This window comes from Frigoribacterium sp. PhB107, assembly GCF_003751515.1.
In the GTDB taxonomy this organism is placed as follows: domain Bacteria; phylum Actinomycetota; class Actinomycetes; order Actinomycetales; family Microbacteriaceae; genus Frigoribacterium.
In genome coordinates this window covers 709,863-735,485 of sequence record NZ_RJKU01000002.1, presented here as the reverse complement: position 1 = coordinate 735,485, position 25,623 = coordinate 709,863, and the positions used below count along the sequence as shown (strand labels likewise).

Annotated in this window: 20 protein-coding genes; 7 read left to right on the top strand and 13 right to left on the bottom strand. The window is 73.7% G+C overall.

Going from position 1 to position 25,623, the window contains the following annotated elements; genetic code table 11:
* Window positions 1-81 precede the first annotated feature (81 nt).
* The 3 genes from EDF18_RS11705 to EDF18_RS11695 are packed head-to-tail and all read left to right on the top strand — an operon-like array spanning window position 82 to window position 2,990.
* A complete protein-coding gene (locus EDF18_RS11705) occupies window positions 82-402 on the top strand; it encodes a hypothetical protein (RefSeq protein ID WP_123547958.1) in 321 nt (106 codons plus the stop codon).
* Between the two features lie 24 nt (window positions 403-426).
* Window positions 427-2,220, top strand: coding sequence for an ATP-binding protein (locus EDF18_RS11700; RefSeq protein ID WP_123547957.1), 1,794 nt, complete (start codon window positions 427-429; stop codon window positions 2,218-2,220).
* The gene (locus tag EDF18_RS11695; RefSeq protein ID WP_233569108.1) at window positions 2,217-2,990 is read left to right on the top strand and encodes a response regulator; all 774 of its coding nucleotides are present in this window, start codon (window positions 2,217-2,219) and stop codon (window positions 2,988-2,990) included. The genes EDF18_RS11700 and EDF18_RS11695 overlap by 4 nt, the downstream gene beginning before the upstream one ends.
* Window positions 2,991-3,020: 30 nt before the next feature.
* On the opposite strand, the gene EDF18_RS11690 is transcribed toward EDF18_RS11695, so the two are convergent.
* The 9 genes from EDF18_RS11690 to EDF18_RS11650 form a co-directional block, all read right to left on the bottom strand.
* The gene (locus tag EDF18_RS11690) at window positions 3,021-5,024 is read right to left on the bottom strand and encodes a beta-galactosidase (protein ID WP_233569107.1); all 2,004 of its coding nucleotides are present in this window, start codon (window positions 5,022-5,024) and stop codon (window positions 3,021-3,023) included.
* Window positions 5,021-7,264, bottom strand: coding sequence for a glycoside hydrolase family 36 protein (locus tag EDF18_RS11685; RefSeq protein WP_123547956.1), 2,244 nt, complete (start codon window positions 7,262-7,264; stop codon window positions 5,021-5,023). Before EDF18_RS11685 ends, EDF18_RS11690 begins: the two co-directional genes overlap by 4 nt.
* Before the next feature lies 1 nt (window position 7,265).
* Window positions 7,266-8,189: an ABC transporter ATP-binding protein gene (locus tag EDF18_RS11680; protein WP_123547955.1), complete on the bottom strand. Its 924-nt coding sequence runs from the start codon at window positions 8,187-8,189 to the stop codon at window positions 7,266-7,268.
* The gene (locus EDF18_RS11675) at window positions 8,186-9,139 is read right to left on the bottom strand and encodes an ABC transporter ATP-binding protein (protein ID WP_123547954.1); all 954 of its coding nucleotides are present in this window, start codon (window positions 9,137-9,139) and stop codon (window positions 8,186-8,188) included. The genes EDF18_RS11680 and EDF18_RS11675 overlap by 4 nt, the downstream gene beginning before the upstream one ends.
* The gene (locus EDF18_RS11670; RefSeq protein WP_123547953.1) at window positions 9,136-10,116 is read right to left on the bottom strand and encodes an ABC transporter permease; all 981 of its coding nucleotides are present in this window, start codon (window positions 10,114-10,116) and stop codon (window positions 9,136-9,138) included. Before EDF18_RS11670 ends, EDF18_RS11675 begins: the two co-directional genes overlap by 4 nt.
* A 34-nt stretch (window positions 10,117-10,150) precedes the next feature.
* Window positions 10,151-11,140 (bottom strand): ABC transporter permease, encoded by a 990-nt coding sequence (locus EDF18_RS11665; RefSeq protein WP_123547952.1) that lies wholly within the window; start codon window positions 11,138-11,140, stop codon window positions 10,151-10,153.
* A gap of 46 nt (window positions 11,141-11,186) precedes the next feature.
* Window positions 11,187-12,890: an ABC transporter substrate-binding protein gene (locus EDF18_RS11660; RefSeq protein WP_123547951.1), complete on the bottom strand. Its 1,704-nt coding sequence runs from the start codon at window positions 12,888-12,890 to the stop codon at window positions 11,187-11,189.
* Between the two features lie 295 nt (window positions 12,891-13,185).
* Entirely contained in the window at window positions 13,186-14,064 is an 879-nt protein-coding gene (locus tag EDF18_RS11655) for a LacI family DNA-binding transcriptional regulator (protein ID WP_123547950.1), read from the bottom strand.
* An 89-nt stretch (window positions 14,065-14,153) separates the two neighbouring features.
* Window positions 14,154-16,679 carry a glycoside hydrolase family 2 protein gene (locus EDF18_RS11650; RefSeq protein ID WP_123547949.1) on the bottom strand — a complete coding sequence of 842 codons (2,526 nt, stop codon included), beginning with the start codon at window positions 16,677-16,679 and terminating at the stop codon, window positions 14,154-14,156.
* A 91-nt stretch (window positions 16,680-16,770) separates the two neighbouring features.
* On the opposite strand from EDF18_RS11650, the gene EDF18_RS11645 reads away from it, so the two are divergent.
* Both EDF18_RS11645 and EDF18_RS11640 read left to right on the top strand, forming a co-directional pair.
* Window positions 16,771-18,087, top strand: a complete 1,317-nt coding sequence (locus EDF18_RS11645; protein ID WP_123547948.1) for an ROK family transcriptional regulator — start codon at window positions 16,771-16,773, stop codon at window positions 18,085-18,087.
* Window positions 18,084-19,133 carry a Gfo/Idh/MocA family protein gene (locus tag EDF18_RS11640; protein ID WP_123547947.1) on the top strand — a complete coding sequence of 350 codons (1,050 nt, stop codon included), beginning with the start codon at window positions 18,084-18,086 and terminating at the stop codon, window positions 19,131-19,133. Before EDF18_RS11645 ends, EDF18_RS11640 begins: the two co-directional genes overlap by 4 nt.
* A gap of 141 nt (window positions 19,134-19,274) precedes the next feature.
* Here the strand turns inward: EDF18_RS11640 and EDF18_RS11635 are convergent, their stop codons facing one another.
* From EDF18_RS11635 to EDF18_RS11625, 3 genes are all read right to left on the bottom strand, one after another.
* Complete coding sequence (locus EDF18_RS11635; RefSeq protein WP_123547946.1) at window positions 19,275-20,330, bottom strand: diacylglycerol kinase family protein; 1,056 nt, start codon at window positions 20,328-20,330, stop codon at window positions 19,275-19,277.
* 169 nt (window positions 20,331-20,499) lie between these two features.
* Window positions 20,500-21,384 (bottom strand): hypothetical protein, encoded by an 885-nt coding sequence (locus EDF18_RS11630; protein WP_123547945.1) that lies wholly within the window; start codon window positions 21,382-21,384, stop codon window positions 20,500-20,502.
* Window positions 21,381-21,974: an RNA polymerase sigma factor gene (locus EDF18_RS11625; RefSeq protein ID WP_233569106.1), complete on the bottom strand. Its 594-nt coding sequence runs from the start codon at window positions 21,972-21,974 to the stop codon at window positions 21,381-21,383. Before EDF18_RS11625 ends, EDF18_RS11630 begins: the two co-directional genes overlap by 4 nt.
* Before the next feature lie 284 nt (window positions 21,975-22,258).
* Here EDF18_RS11625 and EDF18_RS11620 point away from each other — a divergent pair, with 284 nt between their 5' ends.
* Window positions 22,259-23,002, top strand: coding sequence for a CHRD domain-containing protein (locus EDF18_RS11620; RefSeq protein WP_233569105.1), 744 nt, complete (start codon window positions 22,259-22,261; stop codon window positions 23,000-23,002).
* Between the two features lie 257 nt (window positions 23,003-23,259).
* Window positions 23,260-23,712: a class F sortase gene (locus EDF18_RS16640; protein ID WP_233569104.1), complete on the top strand. Its 453-nt coding sequence runs from the start codon at window positions 23,260-23,262 to the stop codon at window positions 23,710-23,712.
* A gap of 217 nt (window positions 23,713-23,929) precedes the next feature.
* Here EDF18_RS16640 and EDF18_RS11610 read toward each other — a convergent pair whose 3' ends face one another.
* Window positions 23,930-25,513 (bottom strand): Ig-like domain-containing protein, encoded by a 1,584-nt coding sequence (locus EDF18_RS11610; RefSeq protein ID WP_123547942.1) that lies wholly within the window; start codon window positions 25,511-25,513, stop codon window positions 23,930-23,932.
* Between the last annotated feature and the right edge of the window lie 110 nt (window positions 25,514-25,623).

Sequence of the window (25,623 nt, the reverse complement as noted above, 5' to 3'; positions counted from 1 at the left end):
GGTGCGCTCGCCGCACGAGCTTGCGTTCATAGTGTTCGCGGCGGACTCGGACGTGTCCGCGGCGGTCGCTAGGGTGGCGCCATGACCGACGACGACGTCACCACGAAGACCGTCCAGCTGCGCCGCTACGAGCTCGCCCCCGGGGTGCTCGACGACTTCGTCGCCTGGTTCACTTCCCGGCTCGTGCCGGCCCGCACCTCCTCGGGCTTCACGATCGAGTTCGCGTACGCCGACCGCGACGTCGACGAGTTCACCTGGGCCGTCAGCGCTCCCGGCGACGCCGAGGCGTTCCTCGCGCTCGAGGCCGAGTACCTGGCGTCCGAGGCGCGAGCCGCGGCGTTCGCCGGGGAGCCGACGCGCGTCGCCGTCTCGCACGTGCGGCTGGTCGAGCCCGTCCTCTAGGCGACCGGACCGTCCGGCAGTCCGATGCGCCGCGCCAGCATCGCCACCCGCCTGTTCGCCCTGCAGGTCGTCGGCGTCGTCGTGCTCGCCCTCGTCGCCGGGGGGTGGCAGTGGACGAGCGCGCGCACCGACACCGAGCGCGCGGCCGCTGCCCGCTGCACCGCCCTCGCGACCTCGATCGCCGACAACCCGTTCGTGCTCGAGGCCCTCGACACGGACGACCCGTCCGCCGTGCTCGAGCCGTACGCGCTCGACCTGATGCGCGACACCGACACCGACTTCGTGACCGTGATGACGCCCGACCGCACCCGCCTCACGCATCCCGACCCCGCCGAGATCGGGCGGCCGTTCATCGGCACGATCGCCCCCGCGCTCGCCGGGCGGTCGTTCACCGAGACGTACTCGGGCACCCTCGGGCCCTCGGTCCGCGCCGTCGTGCCCGTGCTCGACGACGCGGGGGACGTCGTCGCCCTCGTGGCCGCGGGTGTGACGGTCGACAGCGTCTCCGCGGCGCTCGGCCAGCGCCTCCCCCTGCTCGTCGGCGGGGCCCTCGCGACCGTCGCCCTCGGGGCGCTGGCGGCGTGGCTGCTCAGCCGCCACCTCCGGCGGGTCACCCGTGGCCTCGGCGCCGAGGAGCTGGGCCGGGTCAGCGACCACCACGAGGCGGTGCTGCACTCGGTCGGCGAGGGGCTCGTGCTCGTCGACGACCAGGGGCGGCTCACGCTCGCGAACGACCACGCGGCGCTCCTGCTCGGGCTGCCGTCGCTCGTCGACGACGTCGGACGGCGTCCCGTGCCGGTCTCCGAGCTCGCGCTGCCGACGTCGTTGGCCGCGCTGCTCGCCGGGGGCGACGAGGCGCAGGACGAGGTGCACGTCGCCGACGACCGCGTGCTCGTCGTGAACCAGCGGGTGGCGGCGGCGCCGGCCGCAGGGGCAGGCGGCGGGCGGGTCGCGGTCGGGCGTGGCGCGATGGGGCGGGGAGCAGTCGGGGGCCGAGGAGGCGCGGGTCGTGCCCTCGGGACGGTCACCACCCTGCGCGACCACACCGAGCTGCGGCAGCTCACCGACGAGCTCCGGACGATGAGCACCCTCTCGGCGGCCCTGCGCTCCCAGACCCACGAGTTCGCGAACCGGCTGCACACGATCGTCGCCCTGATCGAGCTGGGCCGTGCCGACGACGCGCTCCGCTTCGCCTCGGACGAGCTGGACCTCGGCCAGGTGCTCGCCGACCAGGTCGTGGCCGCCGTCGACGAGCCGGTGCTCGCGGCGCTGCTGCTCGGCAAGAGCGCCCAGGCGCGGGAGCGAGCCGTCGAACTCGAGCTGCACGTCTCGCCCGACTTCGGCACGCCTCGGGTGCCCGTGCGCGACCTCGTGACGGTGCTCGGCAACCTCGTGGACAACGCGCTCGACGCGGCGGCGCCGCGCTGGGCGGACGCGGGGGCGGGTACCGAGGCCGACGTGGAGGCGGACACCTCGAACCGCGTTCCGAACCATGAACCGCGAAAGAACGCAGTTCATGGTTCGGAACGCGGTTCATCCCGCCCCGCGACCGTGAGCGTCGTGCTCGCGCGGCCGGCACCGGGCGTCGTGCGGGTCGCCGTCTCCGACAGCGGACCCGGGCTGCCCGAGGGGCGAGACGTCTTCGCGCGCGGCGTCAGCACCAAGCCGGGAGGCGCCGAGGGGCGCGGCATCGGCCTCGCGCTCGTGGCCCAGGTCGCGCGGCGGGCGGGCGGCACCGTCGACGCCCGCTCGACGGTGCACGGGACCACGATCACGGTCGACCTGCCCGACGACGAGGAGGCGGTGGTGCGGTCGTGACCGACGCCTCCTCGTCCCGGCCCCTGCCCCCGACGACGCCCCCGGTGCGCGTGCTCGTCGTCGACGACGAGCCGCTCACGGCCGAGGCTCACGGCGCGTACGTCACGCGGCTCGACGGGTTCGAGCTGGTCGGCGTGGTGCACGACGGCCGGTCCGCGCTCGACAGGCTGCGACAGCCCGGCGTGGACCTCGTGCTGCTCGACCTGACCCTGCCCGACATCCACGGGATCCAGCTCTGCCGAGCACTGAGGGCCGCCGGCTCGACGGTCGACGTCGTCGCGATCACAGCGGTGCGCGACGTCGCGGTCGTCAAGAGCGCGGTGTCGCTCGGGATCGTGCAGTACCTGATCAAGCCGTTCGGCTTCGCGACCTTCGCGGAGCGGCTCACCGGCTACCTCGCGTTCCGCCGCGGGCTCGACCAGGGCGAGGGGCAGGTCACCCAGACCGAGGTCGACGCGAGCCTCGCGACGCTGCGCACGACCGCCGCCCCCTCGCTCGCGAAGGGGATCGCCCCGGAGACGCTCGCCGCCGTCGTCGAGGCGCTGCGGACCGCGTCGGACCCGGCGGTCCGCGCGTCTCCTGCTCTCGACGACGAGCAGGGGCAGCCCCGAGGAGGCGCGCTGTCGGCCGGCGAGGTCGCCGCGGCCGTCGCCGTCTCCCGCGTCACGGCCCGTCGCTACCTCGAGCACCTCGCCGACGCGGGCCAGGTCGACCGGGTGCCCCGGTACGGCGCGCCGGGCCGTCCCGAGCACGAGTACCGCTGGCGCTGAGCCGGCGGCCGACTCCGATTCAGGGTGGGGCTAAGGACATGCCTCACGCACGACCGCGACCCCGCCGGCGGGCACCACGACGCGCCCTGCGCACACCGCGCCGGTCAGGAGGTCGGTGCCGGTGACCTCGGCCCAGCCCTCCGACTCGGCGTGGTTGAGCACGAACAGCCACGACCGCTCGTCCGAGGCGCGCCGGACGGCCTCCACGCCGGGCGACGTCACCGCCGCCGGGCTGATCCCGGCCTCGTCGAGCAGCCGATCCACCAGCTCGCCGAGCCCCTCGGCCTCGAGGTCGGAGGCGAGGTACCAGGCCGAGCCTGAGCCGACCGGCCGCCGGGTCACGGCCGCCCCGCCGGAGACGCCGCCGGTCGTGTACGACGCCACCACCTCGGCGGTCGTCGCCGTGACGTGCTCCGTCCACCGGCGGGCGCGCCAGCCGGTGTCGAGCTCGACGACCTCGGTCTCGTCGAGGGGCCAGAAGTCGTCGCCGCGCACGCCGAGGAGGTCGCGGAACGCACCGGGATGACCACCGGTCCTGACGGAGTTGGTCTCGTCGACGATGCCGGAGAACCAGGTCACGAGCACCGTGGCGCCCCGCTCAGCAGCAGCGGCCACGGCGGCGGGCGTCGTGTCGTCGACGAGGAACAGCCCCGGCACGACGACGAGGTCGTAGTCGTCGAGGGGGTGCCACGGCGGCACCACGTCGACGGTGACCGACCGCTCGAACAGCGCCGCATGGACCGCCCTGGCTGTGGTGGCGTAGTCCAGCCGTACGGCGGGCTTGTGGCCGCTGCGCAGGGCCCAGCCCGCCTCGTCGTCGTGCAGCAGCGCGACCCTCGCGCCGACGACACGGCTCCCGGCGACCTCGGCCAGACGAGCCAGGTCCGCGCCGAGCGCCACGATCTGCCGGAACGTGCGCGACTCGGGGCCGGAGTGGGGCAGCATCGCCGAGTGGAACTGCTCGGTCCCCGATCGTGACGCACGCCACTGGAAGTACATGACGCTGTCCGAGCCGCGCGCCACGTGCCCGAGCGCGTGCCGCACCAGCTCGCCGGGCCCCTTGGGCTGGCTGACCGGGTGCCAGGTCGAGCCGCCCGTCGCGTGCTCCATCAGGAGCCACGGGCCGCCTCCCGAGATGCCCCTCATGCGGTCGCCCGCGAAGGCGAGCTCCTGGTGCTTCATCGGGTCGGGGCCGTAGGTGTAGTGGTCGTTCACCACGATGTCGACCTCGTCGGCCCACCGGGGGTAGTCGACGACGTCGGGCCCGAGACCGACCATGAAGTTGGTCGTCACCGGCACCTCGGGCGTCACACGACGCAGCACGGCAGCCTCGGCCCGATAGCAGTCGAGCAGCGCGTCCGACGAGAAGCGCTCGTAGTCGAGCAGCTGACCCGGGTTGTGCGCCGTGATGCCCCGGGGTGTCGTGACCTCGTCGAACGACGAGTACGAGTTGCCCCAGAACGCCGTGCCCCAGGCGGTGTTCAGGGCCTCGACCGTGCCGTGCCTGGCCTCGACCCACGACTGGAAGGCCGCCTCCGAGACAGGGCAGTGGCACCGGGCGTTGCCGCCGCCGAGCTCGTTGCTCACGTGCCACAGCCGCACCGCCGGGTGGCCTGCGACGTGCGCGGCGAGCGCCTCGACGACGCGCAGCGCGTAGCGCCGGAAGACCGTCGACGACGGGCAGAACCCGAGGCGGCCGCCGGGGGCGAGAGGGTGTCCGTGCGCGTCCTGGGGCAGGATCTCCGGGTGCAGGCGGTGCAGCCACATGGGCACCGACGCCGTGGGGGTGGCGAGGTCGACCCGGATGCCGTTCTCGTGCAGCAGGTCGAGCACCCGGTCGAGCCAGTCGAAGTCGAACGCGCCGTCACGCGGCTCGTGCTTGATCCACGAGAACACGCCGACGGTGACGAAGCCGACTCCGGCCTCGCGCATCAGCTCGACGTCCTCGAGCAGCACGTCCCAGTCCCACTGCTCCGGGTTGTAGTCGCCCCCGAAGGCGATGCCCTCCGTCGGCCACGTGACGACGGCGCTCACGCGACGACCTCCGATCGGATCTCGAGGACCCGCGCGGTGGGTCCCGCGACGTCGACGGTCAGCGTGAGCTCCGCCTCCTGCGGGTCCCAGCGCCACGACCAGCCGGCGGGGTCGGCCGGGAAGAACGGCCGCACCTGCACCTCCTGCCCGCGCAGCGCCGGCAGCGGGAGGACGACGCGGTCGTCGTCGCCCGAGCAGCGCCACACGCTGAGGTGCGTCACGGCGCCCACGCCCACGCCCACGCCCGCACCGGTGCGGGCGCCTGCACCCTCACCCGCGGCCGCGGTCAGCGCCAGGGCCGTCCACGCGTCCTCCCACGCCGGCAGCCCGAGCGGCCACGACGGCACGGCCCGCTCGATCGAGCCGAGCACCTCCCGGTGCGCCGCGACGGCGGCGCGCACGACGTCGCGCTGGGCGGCGTCCATCCGGTTCAGGTGCCCCGACAGGTACATCCGCCCGAGCACCGCGTTCACGAGCGAGAACGTGAAGAGCTCGGGCTCCATGCCGGCGTGCGGGTAGGCCCAGTGCCCCGCCTGCTCGGGCAGCAGCGCGGCGGGTGCGGCGGCCGCGATCGTCGCGTACATCACCGGGTCCTGCTGGTCGGAGGTCGACTGCACGTGCAGCCGCGACATCATCGCCCAGTCCATCCGCATGGCGCCCGAGGCGCAGTTCTCGATGAGGAGGCGCGGGTGGCGCTCCTGGACGTCGTCCAGCCAGGCGAGCAGCGCCCGCGTGTGCTCGAGCAGGCCCGCACCGGGAGCGAGCCCGCCGGCGTCCGTGCCGGGGCCCGTCATCGTGTTGTAGTCCATCTTGAAGAAGCCGACGCCGTGGTCGCCGACGAGACGGTCGACGACCCCGTCGAGGTGGGCGCGCGCGGCGGGGCTCCGCAGGTCGAGCAGGTGCCGGCCGTGGTCGGCCACGCGGACGCCGCCCCGGCTGAAGAACGCGTCGTCCGGCAGGGACGCGGCGAGCGGCGACCGCACGCCGATCACCTCGGGCTCGAGCCACAGCCCCGGCACCATCCCGCGGTCGCGGATCCGGTCGAGCACCTCGTCGATCCCGCCGGGGAACCGGCTCGCGGCGGGCTGCCACTCGCCGACCGTGTCCCACCAGTGGCCCTCGGCGTACCAGCCGGCGTCGATGCAGAAGTAGTCCGCCCCGACCTCGGACGCGGCGTCGACGAGCGGCAGCAGCTTCTCGGTGGTCGGGTCGCCCATCAGCGTGTTCATGTAGTCGTTGAAGACGACGGGCAGGTCGTGGTCGACCGCGCGCACGAGGCGCGTGGCACGACGTTGGGCCGTCATCGCGGCCAGGACCTGGTCGATGCCGCCTGCCGCGACGGCGACCGAGGCCGACGCCGACGTGAAGACCTCGCCGGGGCGGAGCACGAGGCTCCAGTGGTTCTCGGGGTCGGTCGGTCCGGACAGCAGCAGGTAGGCACCGTGCCGCGTCTCGCCGAGCTCGAACAGCCAGGGCCCGGCGTGCTCGACCTGCCAGGCGAGTGCGGCCGAGCCGTCGCGGGCGAGCAGCGCGGCGGTGGGCACGGCCTCGCCGCTCGACCACGAGCCGCGGTCGCCGACGACGAGCCGCGTGCGCGGCGGCTGGTGCTGCACGTCGCGGTCGATGCGCGCGAGCCCGGCGTCGCGCAGCGGGGTCGTCGACCAGCGGCTCTCGGCCACCCAGTCGTTCGCCGCCGTCGCGAGGGCGAACGCGTCGACGTCGTCGTCGCGGCCGAGGAACGCCCCGGTCGCGATCGTCGACACGGCGTCGAGGGTGAGCGGGACGGCGCCGGGGGCGAGGCCGACCTCGGTGTGCGTGCGGAACGCGGCCACCGCCTCCTGCGCCTCGAACACGCTGGTGACGACGAGGCCCGAGGCGTCGTCGCGCTGCTCGATCCGCAGCCGGGCCGTGCCGTCGTCGTCGACGCCGGCCTCGTGCGACACGTGCCGCAGGGCCGCGCCGAGCACGGTGTCGACGTGCCGGAGGCTGCCGGGGAACCGCCCGTGCCCGAACGCCGACACCTCGACCAGGGCCTGCAGGAGGCGGTCGGGCACGTCGCCGACGTCGCCCGGCCAGAGCGCGGGTGAGGCCGCGTCCGGGCCGGCGCCCTGATCCGGCGCCGGCGCGGCCTCGCCGGTCGGCACCGCCCCCGGCTCGATGGCGACCAGCGCGACCGGCGCGTCGTCGGGCAGGGCGAAGGTCAGGTGCAGGGCGTCGGCGCCCCAGTGCAGCAGCCGCACGTCAGCGGACCGCGGCCTTCGCGGCGAGCGCCTCGCCCGCCGGGGCCGACCCTGCCTGCACCCACGCGCCGGCGTAGTGGTCGTAGCAGATCGAGTTGTCGATGCTCGAGCGGTCGGGGGCCGACTCGTCGCTGACGACCTTGCCGACACGCTCGGGGTCGGGCGCGGCGAGGGCGAGCAGCTTCGTGTAGTCGTGGTGCGGGTCGAGGATGACGTCGTCCGCGGGACCCCGCTCGACGACCCGGCCGCGGTAGAGCACGAGGATCTCGTCCGAGAAGTGCCGCGCCGTGGCGAGGTCGTGCGTGATGTAGAGCACGGCGAGGTTGTCCTCGCGCTGCAGCCGGCCCATCAGGTTGAGGACGCCGAGGCGGATCGAGACGTCGAGCATCGAGACCGGCTCGTCGGCGATGAGCACCTGGGCACCGGGGGCCAGGGCCCGGGCGATCGCGATCCGCTGACGCTGTCCGCCCGACAGCTCGTGCGGACGACGAGCCGCCATGTCCTCGGCGGGGCGCAGGTTGACGCGCTCGAGCATGTCGAGCACGCGCTCGTGCGTCTCGGCGCGACCCCTCGTGCGGCGGTGGATCCGCAGCGGCCGCGCGATGTGGTGCTCGATGGAGTGGAACGGGTTGAGCGACGCGAACGGGTCCTGGAACACCATCTGCACGTGTCGCCGGTAGACCGAGCCCATCACGGGCGTGCCGTCGTCGAGCGTCACGTCGATCTTGCCCGAGCTCGGCTTCTCGAGCTTCGCCAGCATGCGGGCGATGGTCGACTTGCCCGAGCCCGACTCGCCGACGAGGGCGACCGTGCGGCCGGGCAGCAGGTCGAACGACACCGAGTCGACGGCCCGGAACGCCTCGCGGCCGATGCCCTTGCGGACCGAGAAGTCCTTGGTCAGGTCGGTGACGTGGATGCTGGTCATCGCGGGTCCTCCAGGTCGTCGGGGTCGGGCAGCACGATGGTGCGGGTGTCCTGCTCGAGGGGCGAGCCCTCGTCGACGCCGGTGCGGATGAAGGCGCCGCGCGAGCCGCTGAGGCTCGGGAACGAGCTGAGCAGGCGGCGCGTGTAGGGGTGCTGGGCGTCGGCGTAGATCTGCTCGGCGGTGCTCAGCTCGACGATCTCGCCCTGCAGCATCACGGCGATGCGGTCGCTGATCTCGAGCAGCAGCGGGAGGTCGTGCGTGATGAACACGACGGCGAAGTCGAGCTCGTCGCGCAGCCGGACGATCTCGCGCAGGATGTCGCGCTGCACGACGACGTCGAGGGCCGTGGTCGGCTCGTCCATGATCATGATCTGCGGCTCGAGCAGCATCGCCATCGCGATCATCACGCGCTGGCGCATGCCGCCCGACAGCTCGTGCGGGTACGAGCGCAGCCGTACCGGGTCGACCCCGACGCGCTCGAGCACCTCGGCCGCCCGCGCACGCCGCTGCGCCTTGCTCAGCTGCTTCTCGTGCGTGACGAGCACGTCGTCCAGCTGCGTGAGGATCGTCGTCACCGGGTTGAGGGCGTTCATCGCGCCCTGGAACACCATCGACAGCTTCGACCAGCGGAACGCCCGCAGCTCCTGCTCGCCGAGGGCGAGGAGGTCGACGTCCGTGCCGTCGCGGTCGTGGAACGTGATCGAGCCCGTCGCGATGCGCGCCGGCGGCTTGTGCAGCCGGTTGATCGCGTAGGCGAGGGTCGTCTTGCCGCAGCCCGACTCCCCCGCCAGCCCGAGGATCTCGCCCGGCGCGAGCGTCAGGCTCGCCGACTTGACCGCCGTGACCGGGTTCTCGACCTCGTAGACGACGGTGAGGTCGTCGATCGTCAGCACCGCGTCGCGACGGGTGCGGGGCCGGGACGCTGTGGGCGCCTCCTGCGTGGGGGTCATCGGGAGGCCTTCTTCGCGAGACGGGCGCGCTTGCGGTGCAGGCGCACGTTCTTGAGCTTGGGGTTGATGATCTCGTCGATCGAGAAGTTGATCAGCGAGAGGCCGGTGCCGAACAGGGCGATGATGAGACCGGGAGGGCCGAACCACCACCAGGCGCCGAGCGGCAGGGCGAAGCCGTTCTGCGCGTAGAACAGCATCGTGCCGAGGGTCGACGAGTTGGAGGCGCCCAGTCCGAGGAACGACAGGCCCGCCTCCCCGAGGATGGCCGCGATCACCGCGAAGACGAACTGCGACGCGAGCACCGGCAGCAGGTTCGGCAGGATCTCGACCGAGATGACGCGCCACGGCTTCTCGCCGGCGACGCGGGCCGCGGCCACGTAGTCGCGGCTGCGGATCGACAGGGTCTGCGCCCGCAGCACCCGGCTGGACGCGGCCCAGCCGGTGATCGCCAGCACGATGCCGATCGTCCAGAGCCCGCGCTGCTCCTGGGGCACGAAGCCCGAGATCACGATGACGAGGGGCAGGCCGGGGATCACGAGGAACACGTTCGAGAACAGCGAGAACGCCTCGTCGGTGAACCCGCCGATGTAGGCGCCGAGGATGCCGAAGAAGGCCGAGAGGGCCGTCGCGAGGATGCCGACGATCAAGCCGATCTGCAGCGAGCCGCGGGTGGCCCAGGCGAGCTGGGCGAAGACGTCCTGCCCGGTCTGGGTCGTGCCGAGGAGGTGCTGGGCCGACGGGCCGGTGAGGCCGATGTCGCGGATGACGGTCGGGTCCTGCACGAAGAACGGGCCGACGATGCCGAAGAGCGCGATGGCGCCGACCAGGCCGAGCCCGGCGGCGAGCCACGGGGTCATGGTCGGCAGCATCAGCCGCCAGGCGGAGCGTCTCGGCTTGCCGAGATCGGCGGCCTCGGCGGCGAGCTGCGAGGTCGAGTCGACGACCGTGGTGGTCGTGTCGGGGGCGACGTTCGTCATGGGTGCTGCCTCCTGCTGGTGGTGCGGCGGGCCATCAGCTGCGCGCCCGGGTGCGGGGGTCGATGATCCCGTAGAAGAGGTCGACCACGAGGTTGGCGCCGAGCACGGCCAGCGTGATGAAGAGGAAGATGCCCTGCATCAGCGCGTAGTCGTTGTTCGTGACGGCCGACAGGAGCTTGCCGCCGATGCCCGGGTACGAGAACACCTGCTCGGTGACGATCGAGCCGGAGACGACGAACCCGAGCGAGATGGCGAAGCCGGCGACGCTCGGCAGCACCGCGTTGCGGGCCGCGTAGCCGCGGAGGATGCGGCCCTGGCTGAGGCCCTTGGCCTGCGCCGTGAGCACGTAGTCCTCGGACAGCGTCGAGACCATCATGTTGCGCATGCCGAGCAGCCAGCCGCCGATCGACGCGATCACGATGGTGAGCGCCGGCAGGAACCCGTACTCGACCGCCGACGAGATGAACTGCCAGTTCAGCCCCGGGTCGAGCACGACGTCGTAGCCGCCCTGCGAGGGGAACAGCCTCAGGGAGGTGGCGAGCACGTACACGAGGATCAGCGCGAGCCAGAAGTAGGGCACCGCCGCCAGCAGCGTGGTGGCCGGCACGAGCGAGTCGAGCCAGGTGCCCGGCTTCCAGCCGACGAACGCGCCGAGCAGGACGCCGAGCCCTGCGCCGATCACGGTCGCCAGGCCGACGAGGACGATCGTCCAGGGCAGCGACGACCCGATGACCTCGGTCACCGGGGTCGGGAAGTAGCCGACCGAGATGCCGAGGTCGCCCTTGAAGATGTTGATCAGGTAGTTCCAGTACTGCACCGGGAGCGGGTCGGAGGAGTCGCCTCCGAGGAGGAGCTCGTACGCCTTGCGGGTGTCAGGGGTGACGATCCCGCCGCGCTGCTGCAGCTTGGCCAGCAGGATGTCCACCGGGTTGCCCGGCAGCAGGCGCGGGATCAGGAAGTTGATGGTCAGCGCGGCCCACAGGGCGACCGCGTAGAAGCCGAGCTTCCGGACGAAGTAGTTCACGTGTCCTCACCGGTCCTCACGACGACGAGCTCCTCCTCCGCCACGGCTACTCGCCGACCGGCTTCAGGGACTTGAAGATGATCGAGTTGTCCGGCGAGGCCCAGATGGCGGGGAACGCGTAGAGGTCGTCCATCGTGGGCCAGCCGGTGAACTTCGACGAGTGGTACTCGCTCGTCGTGCCGCCGGTGAGGACGGGCACGTAGGGCATGTCCTCGACGATCGCGGCCTGGATCACGTCGAACTGCGCCTGGCGCGCCTCCGTGTCCTCGGGGTTCGTGGCCTTGAGGGTCTCGAGCGCCGCGTCGACCGCGGGGTCGCTGAAGCGGGCCATGTTCGTCGGTGCCGCCTCGCCGACCGCCGCCGTGTAGGCGGTGTTGAAGTACTGGTCGTAGAGGTAGTACGGGTCGGACGCGGCGCCCTGGCCGAGCGAGTCGATGGCGAGCTGGTAGTTGCCCTTGCTCTTCTTGTCGGTCCACTCGTTCCACGACGACTGCGAGGCGGTCAGCGAGATGCCGGCGGCCTTGAGCTGCTGGCCCATCGTGTCGATCGCCGTGATGTAGTCGGTCCAGCCGGTGACGACCTCGACGGTCAGCTTCAGCTCCTGGCCGTCCTTGGCGTAGATTCCGTCGGAGCCCTTGGCGTACCCGGCGTCCTCGAGCAGCGACGACGCCTTGTCGAGGTCGGGAGCGGACGGGGCGACGGGCTCGGCGACGGCGCTCGAGATGAGGTCCTCCTGCGTGCTCGTCAGCGCGAACGTGGGCGACACCTCGCTGGCGGTGTCCTGGAACGCGAGGGAGTTCACCTGGTCGCGGTTGAGCGCGTAGTAGATCGCCTGGCGGACGGCCGGATCCGTCTGGGGGCCCTCGCAGCCGAGCTCGGCGTTCGAGCAGGTCATCAGCGCGACCTGGTTCTGCGGGATCGTCACGGCGTCGTAGCCGGGGTAGTTCTTCGAGACGTTCTGGATGTCGGGCACCGGGCCGGTCTGCCAGTCGATCGTGCCCGCCGCGAGCGCGTCGGCGCCCGCGGTGTTGCCGGACAGCGAGAGGTAGCGGACCTTCTTGACCGCGGGCTCGCCGCCCCAGTAGGTCGGGTTGGCGGCCAGCGTGAAGGCCTGCGCCTTGAAGTCGTCCATCGTGTACGCGCCGGTGCCGACGGGCTCGGCGATGACGTCGGTCGTGGGGTCGATGTCGCTCCAGAGGTGCTCGGGCACGATCGGCGTGCGGCCGAGCAGGGCCGGGCCGGTCACGAACGCCGGGTGGTCCCAGGTGAAGGTGACGTGTGTGTCGTCGGCGGCGGTGACCGTGCCGTCGAAGCCGTTGGTGTTGATCGAGGGGGTGTCGAGCAGCATCTCGAAGGTGAAGACGACGTCGTCGGCCGTGAAGGCCTCGCCGTCGGACCAGGTCGCGTCGTCGCGCAGGGTGACGTCGAGCTGCGTGCCCTCGTCGTTCCAGGTGTACTCGCTGCCGAGCAGGGGCTCGTAGTCCTCGGTGTTCACGTTGGTGACGAAGAAGAGCGACTCGTAGATCGCGCCGATGCCGCCGATGGACGACGGCGAGTACGGGTTGAAGTTGATCTGGTAGTCGCCGGCCTGGCCGGTGTAGACGACGAGCGTGTCGCTCGGGCTGCTCGAGCCCGAGCCGCCGGCGGAGCAGCCGGTGAGGCCGAGGGTCAGAGCGGTGGCGGCGGCTGCCGCCCCGATCGCCCAGGCCCTGCGGACGGGCCTGCGGCCCGTGGTTGCGCGGAGGAACATCGTTGATCCTTTCCCAGGGCGCGACCACTCGGGGCAGTCGACGCCGACTTCGTTGTCACAGGCGGGCTGGGCCGCGCTGTCGGGTCATTGTTACCCGACTAAATTAAGTCCGTCAAGTTTGTGGGAGCAAGCCTCAGGAACCGTGACCGGACCGTTGCCGGGCGATGTAGCCATCGAGGAGGCGCGATTCAGGAACGGGGGCGGCTGCGGTCCTGACTCGTGCACGGATCAGGACGGCGCCTCCCCCCGTGGCGAGGCTCAGGACCGATGTTCCTGAATGAGGAGGGTGGGCAGGTCAGCGGCGGGGCGGCGCCGTGGTGCCGCGCACGACGATCTCGCTGTCCGGAGCGCGGACGAGCATCTCGGGTCGTCCGTCGAGCATCGCGAGCACGGTGCGCGTCGCGGATTCCCCCAGCGACGGCACGTCGCGGCTCACCACGGACAGCGGGGGCGTCGCGAGCTGGCAGAGGGGCGAGTCGTCCCACGCGAGCAGCGAGAGGTCGCCCGGCACGGAGACGCCGAGGTCGGCCGCCGCGGCCAGGCCGCCCACCGCCATCGCGTCGTTGTCGTAGACGATCGCCGTGGGCCGCCGCGGCCCGCGCAGCAGCCGGCGGGTCTGCGCCTCGCCGCTCTCGGCCGAGTAGTCGCCCGGCAGGACCAGGCCGCTCGCGCCTCCTCGTCCGACGGTGAGGTCGAAGGCCTCCGAGCGCGCCCGCGTGTGGCCGAGCTCCACGGGCCCGCTGACCCGCCCGATCACCGAGTGGCCGAGGCCCACGAGGTGCGCGACGGCCTGGCGCATCGCGCCCCGGTCGTCGACCTCGACGGTCGAGACGCCCCCGCCCTGCGGCTCCTGGCCGAGGACGACCGTGGGCAGCCCGAGGGCCGCGAGCACGGGCAGCCGCGGGTCGTCGTCGACGAGGTCGGCGAGCACGACGCCGCGCACCCAGCCCTGGGCGGCCCAGCGGCGGAAGCAGGCGAGCTCGTCGTCGTGGTCGGCCACCAGCTGCAGCAGCACCGTCGCCCCGGCCCGCGTCGCCGCCGCCTCCATGCCCGCGAGGAACGCGGTGTGGAACGGGTCGATCCCCAGGCTGAAGGGCGCCCGGCGCTGCACGAAGCCGATGGCCGGGAGGGAGGGAGGCGCGCCGGCCGTGCCGGCGCCCACGGGCGGGGACACCAGTGCAGTATCGCCCACCGCGGGGACCACGGTCGACCTGCGGAGCCGCGGAGGCGCCTCCTGCGTCACGAGGCCGGTCAGGACCTCGGTCAGGGCGCCACCGCCAGCAGCAGGCCGTTCGCGTGCCGGAGCACGCCCCGGCCTGTGAGCGCGTGCGGGTCGACGTCCGCGGCCCCCTCGACGCGGAACGTCGCCGACTCCCCCGCGAGCAGGGTGACGAGGCCGCGGTCGACCGTCGCCCGCGGGTCCAGGACGTCGACCAGCAGGGTGACGTCGCGGGCGTAGCTGCGCGCCGTCACGGTGACGAGCCAGGCGTCGCCGTCGCGGACGACCTCGGTGGCGACGGGGTCAGGGTCGAGGCGCTGGTCGACGACCTCGGCCGCGTCCCAGACCGCCCGGCCCGAGCCGAAGCCGGGCAGCACGGCGACGAGCAGCTCGGCGACGGGGTCGAGCGCGTCGACGAGCGGGGACGGCACCTCCAGCTCGACGCTGCCCCGGGAGCCGACGGCCCCGGGCACGACGACCTCGTCGAGCACGTCGCCCGAGAAGCTCGTGCGGCGCAGCACGACGTCGCCCGCCCACGCGTCGTCGACGTCGTTGAGCAGCACCACGGCGAGCGAGTCGCCGCGCGGCTGGATCGTCGCGAGGCGCGGCGCGTAGCAGTCGCGCAAGGCGAACCAGAGCGGCTTGCGGTGCTCGTCGAAGTCGACCGCGGCCCACGACGTGACGGGCCAGTCGTCGTTCAGCTGCCAGACGATCGTGCCGGTGTTGAGCGGCGCGAGCGACCGGAAGTGCTCGACGCCGAACCGGATCGCTGCGGCCTGGTTGAGCTGCGTGGCCCAGTGCCAGTCCTCGATGGTCGCCGGGGCCGGCAGGTGGCCCTGCATGCCGCGCTCGAGCTTGAGGTTGCCCTCCTCGGCCTTCTGGTGCACGAGCATCTGGTGGCCGTACGGGTCGAGCGGCTCGTCGTGCACCGAGCCGACGAGCGTCGACCAGGCCGGTGGGCCCTGGAACCCGAACTCCGAGACGAAGCGGGCGGGGTACTCGCGGTAGGCCGTGTAGTCGCGGCGGTTCCAGACGTCCCAGATGTGCATCGTGCCGTGGCGGTGGTCGTTCGGGTGCACCTCGTCGTCCGACGCCCCGGGGTCGCCGAACGAGAACGGGCTGCCCGGCGAGTAGGCGCGGGTGCCGTCGAGCTCGGCGACGAGCCGCGGCAGCAGGTCGCGGTAGTAGCCGTCGCCCCAGGTGCGGCCCTGCAGCTCGGCCTTCCAGCCCCAGTCGACGAAGCCCCAGATGTTCTCGTTGTTCCCGTTCCAGATGACCAGCGACGGGTGCGGGCTGAGCCGCGTGATCGCCTCGCGCGCCTCGGCCTCGACCTCGGCCGCCAGCCAGTCCTCCTCGGCGTAGGCCGCGCAGGCGAAGAGGAAGTCCTGCCAGACCAGCACGCCCGCCTCGTCGCAGGCGTCGTAGAAGTCGTCCGACTCGTAGATGCCGCCGCCCCAGACGCGCAGCAGGTTCATGTTCGCCTCGGTCGCGTCGGCGACGCGACGCCGGTAGCGGTCGCGGTCGATCTCGGTGACGAACGCGTGGTCGGGGATCCAGTTCGCCCCGCGCACCTGCACGACGCGCTCGTTCACGAGCACCACGAAGGGCGTGCCGTCGGCGTCCGGCGTCGTGTCGACGCGCACGGTGCGGAAGCCGATCCGCGAAGCCCAGGAGGCGATCGTCGCGTCGGGCGCACCGCCTCCTGCGCCGTCGTCCGCGGGCGCCGCGGTCACGCGGACGCCGTACAGCGGCTGGTCGCCGTGGCCGAGCGGCCACCAGAGCCGCGCGTCGGGGACGACGAGCCCGAGCGCGGCGTCGGCGGTGCCGGCCGCGACGACGACGCTCGCGTCGGCCACGCGGTCGCCCTCGGGCGAGGTCACCTCGACGGCGACGCGGTGCTCGCCGGTCGTCACGCCGTCCCACTCGAGCGCGACGCGGGCGTCGAGGGTGCCGGCGGTCCCGTCCACGCCGACGAGCGGACGCACCGAGGCGATCCGGACGCCGGACCACGAGTCGAGCCCGATCGGCCGCCAGATGCCGGCGCCGGCCACGTCGACGCCCCAGTCCCAGCCGAACGAGCTGGCCTGCTTGCGCAGCATGTTGAACGGGTGGTGGTTGACGTGGGGCAGGGCACCGTGGAGGGCGACCCGGGCCTCGGCCTCGGCGACGGGGGCCGCGAAGGTGACGGTGAGCGCGTTCCGCCCCTCGACCAGCGCCTCCCTCACGTCGACGCGGTAGCTGCGGTGCTGGTTCTCGGTCCGGGCGACGACGCGGCCGTTCAGCTCGACCACCGCGACGGTGTCGAGGCCCTCGGCGACGAGGTCGTGGCGGGCGGACCCGTCGTCGTGCCAGGTGAACGTGGTCGAGAAGCGCCACGAGGTGTCGCCGATCCACTGCTGGGCCGACTCGGCGTCGCCGTCGAACGGGTCGGTGATGAGGCCGGAGGCCAGCAGGTCGGTGTGCACCTGGCCCGGCACGGTCGCCGGGACTCGTCGGCCGGCCACGGCGTCGGGCACCGGACCGGTGACGGCCTCGACGGTCCAGTCGTCGTGCAGGGGGGAGAAGGCCATGGTGTCCCTTTGCGTCCAGGGATCTCCGACCCCTTCGTCAAGCAGCCTAAGTAAGCCGCTCAGACCCTAGACTACGGGTTGGAGGTACCACATGGTCAACCCGCGCCTGCTCTCGAGCGCCCCGACGAGCCGCGGGCTCGCCTTCGACCTGATCCGCTCGCAGGGGCCCATCAGCCGGGTCGAGCTCGCGGAGCGCACCGGCCTGACGCAGGCCACGATGTCGAACGTCGTGCGGCAGCTGATGGTCGACGGGCTCGTCGTCGAGGCGGGCCGCCGCGAGTCGACCGGCGGCAAGCCGCGCACCCTGCTCAGCATCGACCCGCTCGCCCGCTTCGCGCTCGGCGTGCAGCTCGGCGCGGACGCGGTCACGGTCGTGCTCACCGACCTCGGCGGGGCCATGGTCGGCCGGCTCCGCACCCACGGCGTCTACGGCGAGGCGCCCGACGCCGCGGTCGCGCGCATCGCCGCCGTGGTCGCCGACTTCCTCGGCGGGCTGGGCGTCCCCGCCGAGCGCGTCGCCGGCCTCGGCCTCGTGACCCCGGGGCCGATCGACCTCCGCCACGGCAGCATCCACGGCGCTCCCCCGTTGGAGGCGTGGGCCGGGTTCCCCCTGGTGAGCGCCGTCACCGAAGCCACCGGCCTGCCCGTCGTCCTCGACAACGACGCCACCGCGGCGGCCATCGGCGAGTTCTGGGGCGGCTCCGTCGCCGACTCGGCGGCGCACTGCACCGTCTACTACGGGGCGGGCATCGGCGCGGGCATCGTGCTCGACGGCGTCGTGTTCCGCGGGGCCAGCTCGAACGCCGGCGAGCTCGGGCAGGTGATGAGCCGCGCGCCCGGGCCGTTCCTGGCGAACACGACGGTCGAGAAGCTCGCGGGGCCGGTCGGCGTCGCGCTCCGGGCCCGTGCCGCGGTGGCCGCCGGGCGCGAGGCCGGCTTCGCCCTCACCGGCCTGACCGACCCCTACGCCGACTTCAGCGTGGTCGCCACGGCGGCCGTCCACGGCGACCCGCTCGCCCTCGAGCTCATCCGCGACTCGGCCGAGCACCTCGCCGCCGCGGTCGTCTCGATCGCCAACGTGCTCGACCTCGACTCGATCGTGCTCGCCGGGCCGAGCCTCGCCATCGCCGGCGCCCTCTACCTCGAGGCGGTCCGGCGGCGCGTCGACGAGGACTTCTTCGCCCGGGCCGCCCACGGCGTCAGCGTCGAGCTGTCGGCGTACGTCGCCGACGCGGCGGCCGTCGGCGGGGCGGCGCTCGTGCTGCAGCGTGAGATCACGACGCGCTCGGCCGGCGCCGCGCCCACCAGCCCGTCCGCGCCCGCCAGCCCGTCCGCTCCCCCCAGACCGCCCGCGCCCGCCAGCCCGCCCGCGCCCCTCGTCCCGCCCACTCCCCCGGAGGCACCGTGACCAGCTCGACCGCACCCTCGTCCTCGTCGTCCCTCACGTTCCCCGAGTCGACCGCGACCCCGCTGCGCGGCGGGCCCGCCCTGCGCTGGGGAGTGATCGGCACCGGCGAGATCGCAGGCGACTTCACCGACGCCCTGCACGCGCACACCGACCAGCGGGTCGTCGCCGTCTCGTCGCGCACGCTCGACAAGGCCGAGCGCTTCGCCGCCTCCCACGGCGTCGCCACGGCGGTCGAGGGGCAGGAGGCGCTGGTCGCCCTGGCCGAGGTCGACGTCGTCTACGTCGCCACGCCCCACACGAGCCACGTGCCCGACGCCCTGCTCGCGATCGGCGCCGGCAAGCACGTGCTGGTCGAGAAGCCGTTCGCGACGACGACGGAGGAGGCGGACCGGCTGATCGCCGCCGCCCGCGCGGCCGGGGTGCTCGCCATGGAGGCCATGTGGACGCGCTACGTGCCGCACAGCACCGTGCTCGCCCGGCTGCTCGCCGACGGCGAGATCGGGGACGTCCGGCTCGCTACGGCCGACGTGGCCTGGGCGAACGACCTGTCGTCGGGCGGGCGCATGGCCGACCCGTCGCTCGGCGGCGGCGCGCTGCTCGACATCGGCGTCTACGCCGTCTGGTTCGCCCAGTTCGCGATCGGCCGGCCGGTCGACGTCCGGGCCACGGGCACGACCCGCGCCGACGGCGTCGACCTCGAGGCGGCGATCGCGCTCCGCACCGCCGAGGGCCGCGTCGGCACGGCGGTCACGAGCCTGCTCACGACGTCGCCGGGCCTCGGCACGATCAGCGGCTCGACCGGCACCGTGCGGATGCTCGAGCACCTGGTCTTCCCTGCCTCCTTCGAGGTGTCCACCGCCGACGGCACGGCGACGTGGCGGGACCCGTCGGTGCTGCGGGGCCGGGACGGGCTCGCGTACGAGGCGACGGCGCTGGCCGCGTTCGTCGCCGAGGGGCGCACGGACTCGCCGCTGCACTCGCTCGACGACGCGCGGTCGGTGACGGCCGTGCTCGAGGCGACCCGCACCTCCTTGACGGTGGTCTGAGGCCGCTGGCCAGCACTGGCTGACACCCACCGGAGCACGGGCGAGTTCGTCCCGAACGGGCAGCCGTGACGGCCTGCCCGAGACGAACCCGCCCGGAGTCCCGGTGGCCCGGGAGGCGGCCCGTCGGGCGCCTCGGGCTCCCTACGAGCGGGGCACCCGCACGGTCAGCCCACCCGGCGCGATCCAGGTGCGGAAGCCCGTGGCGACGCCGAAGCCGTCGCCGTCGACCTCGATGTCCTCCGGGCTCTTGAGCTCGACCTCGATCTGCTTCGCCTTGACGTAGCGCAGCGCCTCGTTCTCGGTGCCGGGCAGCTTGTCGGCGAAGGGCAGGCGACGCACGACGCCGTTCTCCCAGAACACCTTGAACAGGATGTGGGCCCAGCCGCGGACGCCCTTCGGGCGCAGCAGCAGGATGTCGAACAAGCCGTCGTCGATCGCCGCGTCGGGCAGCAGCACGATGTTCGCGGGCAGGGCGCCGCAGTTGCCCACGATGATCGTGTGCGCGTGCATGTCGCGCTGCTTGCCGCCGTCGATCCTGTAGCGGAACACGAGCTGGTTCTCGTCGCGCAGCGTGGCGACGAGCGCCTTCACGTAGGCGAGCCAGCCGACCTTCTTCTTGAGGTCGTCGTCGGTGTTGGCGAGCATCTTCGCGTCGATGCCGAGGCCGGTCATCACGACGTAGACGTGCTCGCTCGACGAGCCGTCCTCGCGGCGGATCTCGAGCATGCCGAGGTCGATGTCGCGGTCCTCGCCCGAGAAAGCGGTCTCGAGGGAGTTGTCGAGGTCCTCGAGGGTGAGCTTGAGGTTGCGGGCGAGCAGGTTGCCCGTGCCGCTCGGCAGCAGGGCGAGCGAGGCGTCGGAGGCGTGGACCGTCTCGGCGACCGCCCGCACGGTGCCGTCTCCGCCGGCCGCGATGACCATCGTCGCCCCGGCCTCGACGGCCTCGCGGGCGGGGCCCTGGCCGGCGTCGTCCTCGCTCGTCTCGAACCAGAGCGTCGTGCCCCAGCCGGCGGCGCCCTCGGCACGGGCGACCGCGGCCTTCACCGCGTCGAGGTCGACCTTGATCGGGTTGTAGACGACCGCGGCGACCCGTGTCGCCTGGGACGCCGTGGAGTCGGTCGACGCGTCGGTCGAGGAGGCGGTGGCGGCGTCGGCTCCGGACGTGACGGGGGGCGTCGGGTCGGTGTCAGTGGTCACCCGTCGATGATGCCACCGCGACGGCGCGGCGGGCCGGGCCAGCGCCTGCTGCACGATCCAGGAAGTCGCGACCGCGGAGTCCTGGATCGTGCACGACTCAGGACCGCCAGTCCTGCGCAGCGCAGACGCAGGACCCGTGTTCCTGGACGAGGAGAGCAGGAGGCGCGGGTCAGGCGTCGACGGAGGGCACCGAGGCGGTCGCGATCTCGACGCCGTCCGCACCGCGCACCTCGACGGCGACGACGTGCTCGCGCAGCACCGCCGCGTTCATGCGGCAGTCGATGGTCACGTCCGTGCCGAGGAACGCCCCCGACTCGTGCTCGGCACCGGTGTCGTCGACGACGACGACCGAGAACGCCTGCCCGGTCGGCAGGCCGTCGACCGTGAGCACGGTCTCGGTGCCCCAGGTGTGCGCCACGAGGTCGCCGTCGACGGCGACTCCCGACGGCTCACCGGCGAACGCCACGTGCTCGACGGCGCCGAGGGTGCCGGGCGGGCCGGCGACGTGGGCGTCGCGGGGCGTCGCGGCGAGCACGCCGCCGCCGACGCCGACCGCGACGCAGGCCGCTGCGCCGAGTACGGTGAGGGCGACGCGGCGCGACCGGCGGGGGCGCAGGGGGACCACCGGGGCCGACGCGTCCCCGGGGAGCGGAGCCGGGGCGCCTGCCGCGACCGCCGCCTCCTCGGCTCGGTCTGAGGGGTCGGCTCGCTCGGCTCGCTGGGCGTCCGCTGCGGCGGCGCCGGCGGCGGCCGGCTCAGCTCGCTCAGCGGCGTCGGACGACCCGTCCCGGGCGACAGCCGACTCGACCCGGTCGCGCAGCGCGGCGTCGGCCGGGGCGTCCTGCCAGGTGCCGACGGGCCCGAGCCGCGCCACGACCCCGCCGAGCGAGGCGATCTCGTCGTCGACGGTGGGGTCGACGACGCGCAGGGCGTCGAGCTCGACGGCCTCCGCGGGCGACAGGTCGGACGCGAGGGCGGCGGCGATCAGCTCGGCGCGGCGGTCGGACTCGGAGCCCGCCGGGTTCGCGGCGGGTTCGGACGTGGGGTCGGTCATGAGAGGTTCTCCCCGTCGTCGAGGTGGGTGCGGAGGGCGCGCAGGGCGTAGAAGCACCGCGTGCGGAGGGTGGCGACCGGGACGCCCGACACGTCGGAGAACTCCTGGTAGCTGAGCCCGGTCAGGTGGACGGCGACGACGACCTCGCGGTGCTCGTCGCTGAGGCGCGCCAGCCCCTCGACGATGCCGAGCCGCTCGAGCGGGTCGGCCGCGGGGGCCGCCAGCTCGGGCGCGTGCTCGTCGGGCACCAGCAGCGGCGCGCGCTGACGGGCGCGGTGCACGTCGAGCACGACGCGCCGCTCGATCGCGAACAACCAGGTGCGCTCGCCGCCGCGGGCCGGGTCGAAGGAGGCGCGGGCACGCCAGGCGCGGAGGAACGTCTCCTGCACGCAGTCCTCGGCGAGGGCGCGGTCGCGGAGGGCGTTGACGGCGAAGCCGAGCAGGGCCGAGCCGTGCTCGGCGAAGGCGGCCGACACGTCGAGGCCCGTCGAGGGCGTCTGCGGAGAGGTGGTCTGCGCCGAGGGGCCGGGCGTCGGCTGGCTCATCGGGCTCCCCTCCTGCGTGCCGGGACGCGTGACGACGAGCGACATCCGGCTCCTCTCAGCCTACGGGGCGGCTCCCGACGGATCACCAGGAGCTCTCGAGAGGAAGTACGTCGTGGAGCCCGTGCGCGTTCATCGACGCGGTGTGGCGGACGCTGACCACGACCGCCCCGTCGTGCTCGGTCACGGTCTCGTCAGATCTTTCTCGTGTCGTCGGTGAACGCCGGACGGGTCGTCGTCGTAGGCCCTCGTGACAGGCGTCGTCCGACCGGGCGGCGTGACGCGCCGCCCCCGACGGGCCGGCGTCCACGAGAGGCAGAGGAAGCATGACGATGAAGCGTTCCGTCCGACACCTGACCATCGGAGGCGCGGCCGCGGCCGCCGCCACCCTGATCGTGGCCGCGCCCGCCGCGGCCGAGACCACCGTGCCCGAGCCCAGCTCGTTCACCAGCGCGTTCACCGTCATGGCGACGCCCGACCAGGTCATCAACAACGACGGCGTGGCCGTCGCCGGCGAGCCCGGGGCGACCGGCACCTTCGACTTCCGCATCAACTCGGACACCGAGGTGATCTGCTACGACATCACCCTGACCGGCGTCACCGGCGACTACCAGAGCCCGGCGAAGACGGCGACGCACATCCACCAGGCCGCGGCCGGCCAGCCCGGCCCGCCGCGCATCGCGTTCCCGAACCCGACCGACGCGGACGGCGACGGCGTGCGCGAGGCCAGCGGCTGCCTCCAGGGCCCCTTCACCACCGGCGTGACGAACGACGCGGGGGCCGACACCGGCACCGGCTTCACGCTCGCGCAGATCGAGGCGAACCCGGCCGGCTTCACCGGCGACTCGCACACGGCTTCCTTCGCCGCGGGCGTCGTCCGCGGCCAGCTGACCCAGGTGCCGGTCGGCGGCGTCGACACGGGCGCCGGCGGAGCGGCCTCGGCCGTCGCCGCGGGCACGTCTGCCTCGTCCGGCACGGACAGCGGCGCGCTCGTGGGCGCCGCCGCGGTCGGCGGCCTGGTGCTCGTCGGCGCGACCGGGCTCGTGCTGCGCCGTCGGGCCGCCGCACGCGCATGACCCCTCGGGCCGGTGCGCGTCGGACGGGCGGTCCCCTGCGGGGGGCCGCCCGTGCGGCGCGCCTCGGCGGGGGCCGGAGCGGCCGCGGAGTCGCCGTCGGCCTGGGACTCGCCGCCGTCCTCGTGCTGACGGGGTGCGCGTCGAGCGAGGCCGACCCCGCGGCGTCGAGCCCTCCCGGGGCGGCGGCGAGCGATGCGCCCTCCTCCCCCGCACCTCCTGCGACACCGTCGCCGGCCGCGCCCGCACCCGCGCCCGCCGTGGGGACCGGAGCGGAGCCTGCCCGCGTCGCCGTTCCGGCCATCGAGCTCGACGAGCCCCTGATCGGCCTCGGCATCGCCTCGACCGGCGCCATGGAGGTGCCCGACGACGCCGACGAGGTCGGCTGGTTCACGGGAGGCGGGCGTCCGGGAGGCCGCGGACCGACCGTCATCGCCGCCCACGTCGACTCGACGTCGGGGCCGGCGGTGTTCTTCCGGCTCTCGGAGCTCGTGCCGGGCGACGAGGTGACCGTGACGACCGTCGAGGGCACCGCGGTGCGCTACGTCGTGGACGAGGTCGTCGACGTGCCCAAGGCGGAGTTCCCGACCGCGCGGGTCTTCGGCGCCCAGCCGACCGACCAGCTGCGGCTGATCACCTGCGGCGGCGTGTTCGACCCGGGGTCGGGCCACTACGACCAGAACCGCGTCGTCTTCGCGTCGCCCGCCGCCTGAGCGGGTCGCCTGCCCGCGGCGCCGTGCCGCCTCCGGCACCGTCGAGGGCGGGTCATCGTCGTCGAGGGCAGGTCAGCGCGGACCCGCCCTCGACGCGGATGACCCACCCTCGGCAGGGGACAGGCGCCGACGCACGATGCCCCCACCGATGGCGGAGGGCCGGACCGCGCATGCGACCCGGCCCCCCGGCATCCCTCTAGGGGCACCTCCTGCGGACTCAGCCTCGACGCGCCCGACGGTGCGCCGTGACGACGAGCGCCGTCCCGACCGCGGCGAAGAGCAGCGCGATCAGGGCGGGCGCGAGGGGCTCGTCACCCGTGAACGCGAGCGACGAGTCGGACGAGCTCGGCGACGACGGCTGGCGCGTGGGCGAGGCGGCGGCCGGCGTCGCACGCGTCACCGGGGTGACGGCGGTCGCGGCCGGAGTTGTCGTCACCGGCGTGGTCGCGGCGGGCGTGGTCGTCACGGGCGTGGTCGTCACGGGCGTGGTCGTGACGGGCGGCACCTCGACGGTGGGGTTCGTCCCGGCGGGCAGCGTCGGGATCGGCGGCGTCGTCACCGGAGGCGTCGTCACCGGCGGCGTCGTCACCGGCGGCGTCGTCACCGGCGGCGTGGTCACCGGCGGCGTCACGACCGGGGGCAGGTCGGTGCCGTCGGCCTCGCCTCCGGCGCTGGCCTGACGGGTGACCGACTGGGCCGGGAACGACTGGGGGGTCGCGCCCTCGGTACGGGCGAGCACGGTCACGGCGCTGTTCGAGAAGCTCTGCGCCGCGCCCGTCCCCGTGGCGGCGGCGAAGTCGACCGGGGCGACGAGGCGGTAGAAGTGCCCGGCCGGCGCCGAGGGCCACGTCACCGTGACCTGGCCGGGGGTGCACGTCACGGAGGCGGCGGGGACGGCGAGCGGCTTCGACGAGCCCGCCACGTAGAGCCCGCGGGCGTCGGCCTGGCGGTCCTGGAAGCTCAGCGAGCCGCAGGCGAAGGTCCAGGTCTGGCCGGCCGGACGGGTGTCGGTCGTCGTCGCCGTGGCGAACGGGCCGACGGGCGTGTCGATGCGGTACTCGAGGGCGCCCAGCGGGTTCGTGCGCCCCTGGTCGGCCCGGGTGAAGACGCCGTACTTCGAGGCGTTCAGGTGGCTGCCGACCGGCCCGACGGGCGTGACCTGGGTGGTGAAGGTCGCGCCGCCGTCGACGACGGAGGTGAAGGGCGACGTGACTCCCGAGGGCGTCGTCGTCGAGTCGAAGGACGACTCGATGAAGGCCGAGCCGCTCACGTTCATGTGCGTCTGCACGAAGTCCGTGAAGGTCACCACGAGACGGATGCCGGCGGGTGCGCCGTTCGAGGCCGCCGTCTTCACGACGACGGCGTCCGCGACGACCGCGCCGCTCTCGAGGTCGATCACGGGGAACGTCTCGGGCAGGTCCTTGAGGCGAGGGCTGAGCTGCACCGTGAACGAGTCGCCGGCGACGGCGTCGGCCGGCACGGTGAAGTCGAGCGTCGTCGTGACCTGGGCGCCCTGCTCGGGCGCGGTCGGCGTGACGGCGATGTCGGTCACGGCGCCGGGCAGGTTCGTGCCCGGCGTCGGGGCGACGGCCGCAGCGGCGGCGACGGGCTCGGCGGCGGAGGCCGGAGCGACGACGCCGAGGGCGAGTCCCCCGGTGGCGAGCGTCAGGGCGATCGCGGCGGCGAGGCCCGCACGGCGACGAGGCCGGTGCGGGGACGAGGAGGCGACGGGCGCCTCCTGCAGGAGGGTCGGGTTCGGGAGGAGACGCGGATCGGCGACGATCCCACGGGTTCTGGGCATTCGGGTGCTCTCTGTCGGGGCCCGCTCGGGTGTGGCGGCGGCGCGACGAGCCCGTGGACACGCCGGTGGGTGGCCGACGAGACGTTCGGGTGGGGCTCGGCGCAGCTGCT

Coding starts and splice junctions, on each gene's coding strand:
- EDF18_RS11670 (WP_123547953.1), bottom strand. CDS start 10,116: ATGACGAACGTCGCCCCCGACACGACCACCACGGTCGTCGACTCGACC.
- EDF18_RS11630 (WP_123547945.1), bottom strand. CDS start 21,384: ATGACCGACCCCACGTCCGAACCCGCCGCGAACCCGGCGGGCTCCGAG.
- EDF18_RS11660 (WP_123547951.1), bottom strand. CDS start 12,890: ATGTTCCTCCGCGCAACCACGGGCCGCAGGCCCGTCCGCAGGGCCTGG.
- EDF18_RS11645 (WP_123547948.1), top strand. CDS start 16,771: ATGGTCAACCCGCGCCTGCTCTCGAGCGCCCCGACGAGCCGCGGGCTC.
- EDF18_RS11610 (WP_123547942.1), bottom strand. CDS start 25,513: ATGCCCAGAACCCGTGGGATCGTCGCCGATCCGCGTCTCCTCCCGAAC.
- EDF18_RS11700 (WP_123547957.1), top strand. CDS start 427: ATGCGCCGCGCCAGCATCGCCACCCGCCTGTTCGCCCTGCAGGTCGTC.
- EDF18_RS11705 (WP_123547958.1), top strand. CDS start 82: ATGACCGACGACGACGTCACCACGAAGACCGTCCAGCTGCGCCGCTAC.
- EDF18_RS11620 (WP_233569105.1), top strand. CDS start 22,259: ATGAAGCGTTCCGTCCGACACCTGACCATCGGAGGCGCGGCCGCGGCC.
- EDF18_RS11625 (WP_233569106.1), bottom strand. CDS start 21,974: ATGTCGCTCGTCGTCACGCGTCCCGGCACGCAGGAGGGGAGCCCGATG.
- EDF18_RS11680 (WP_123547955.1), bottom strand. CDS start 8,189: ATGACCAGCATCCACGTCACCGACCTGACCAAGGACTTCTCGGTCCGC.
- EDF18_RS11675 (WP_123547954.1), bottom strand. CDS start 9,139: ATGACCCCCACGCAGGAGGCGCCCACAGCGTCCCGGCCCCGCACCCGT.
- EDF18_RS11650 (WP_123547949.1), bottom strand. CDS start 16,679: ATGGCCTTCTCCCCCCTGCACGACGACTGGACCGTCGAGGCCGTCACC.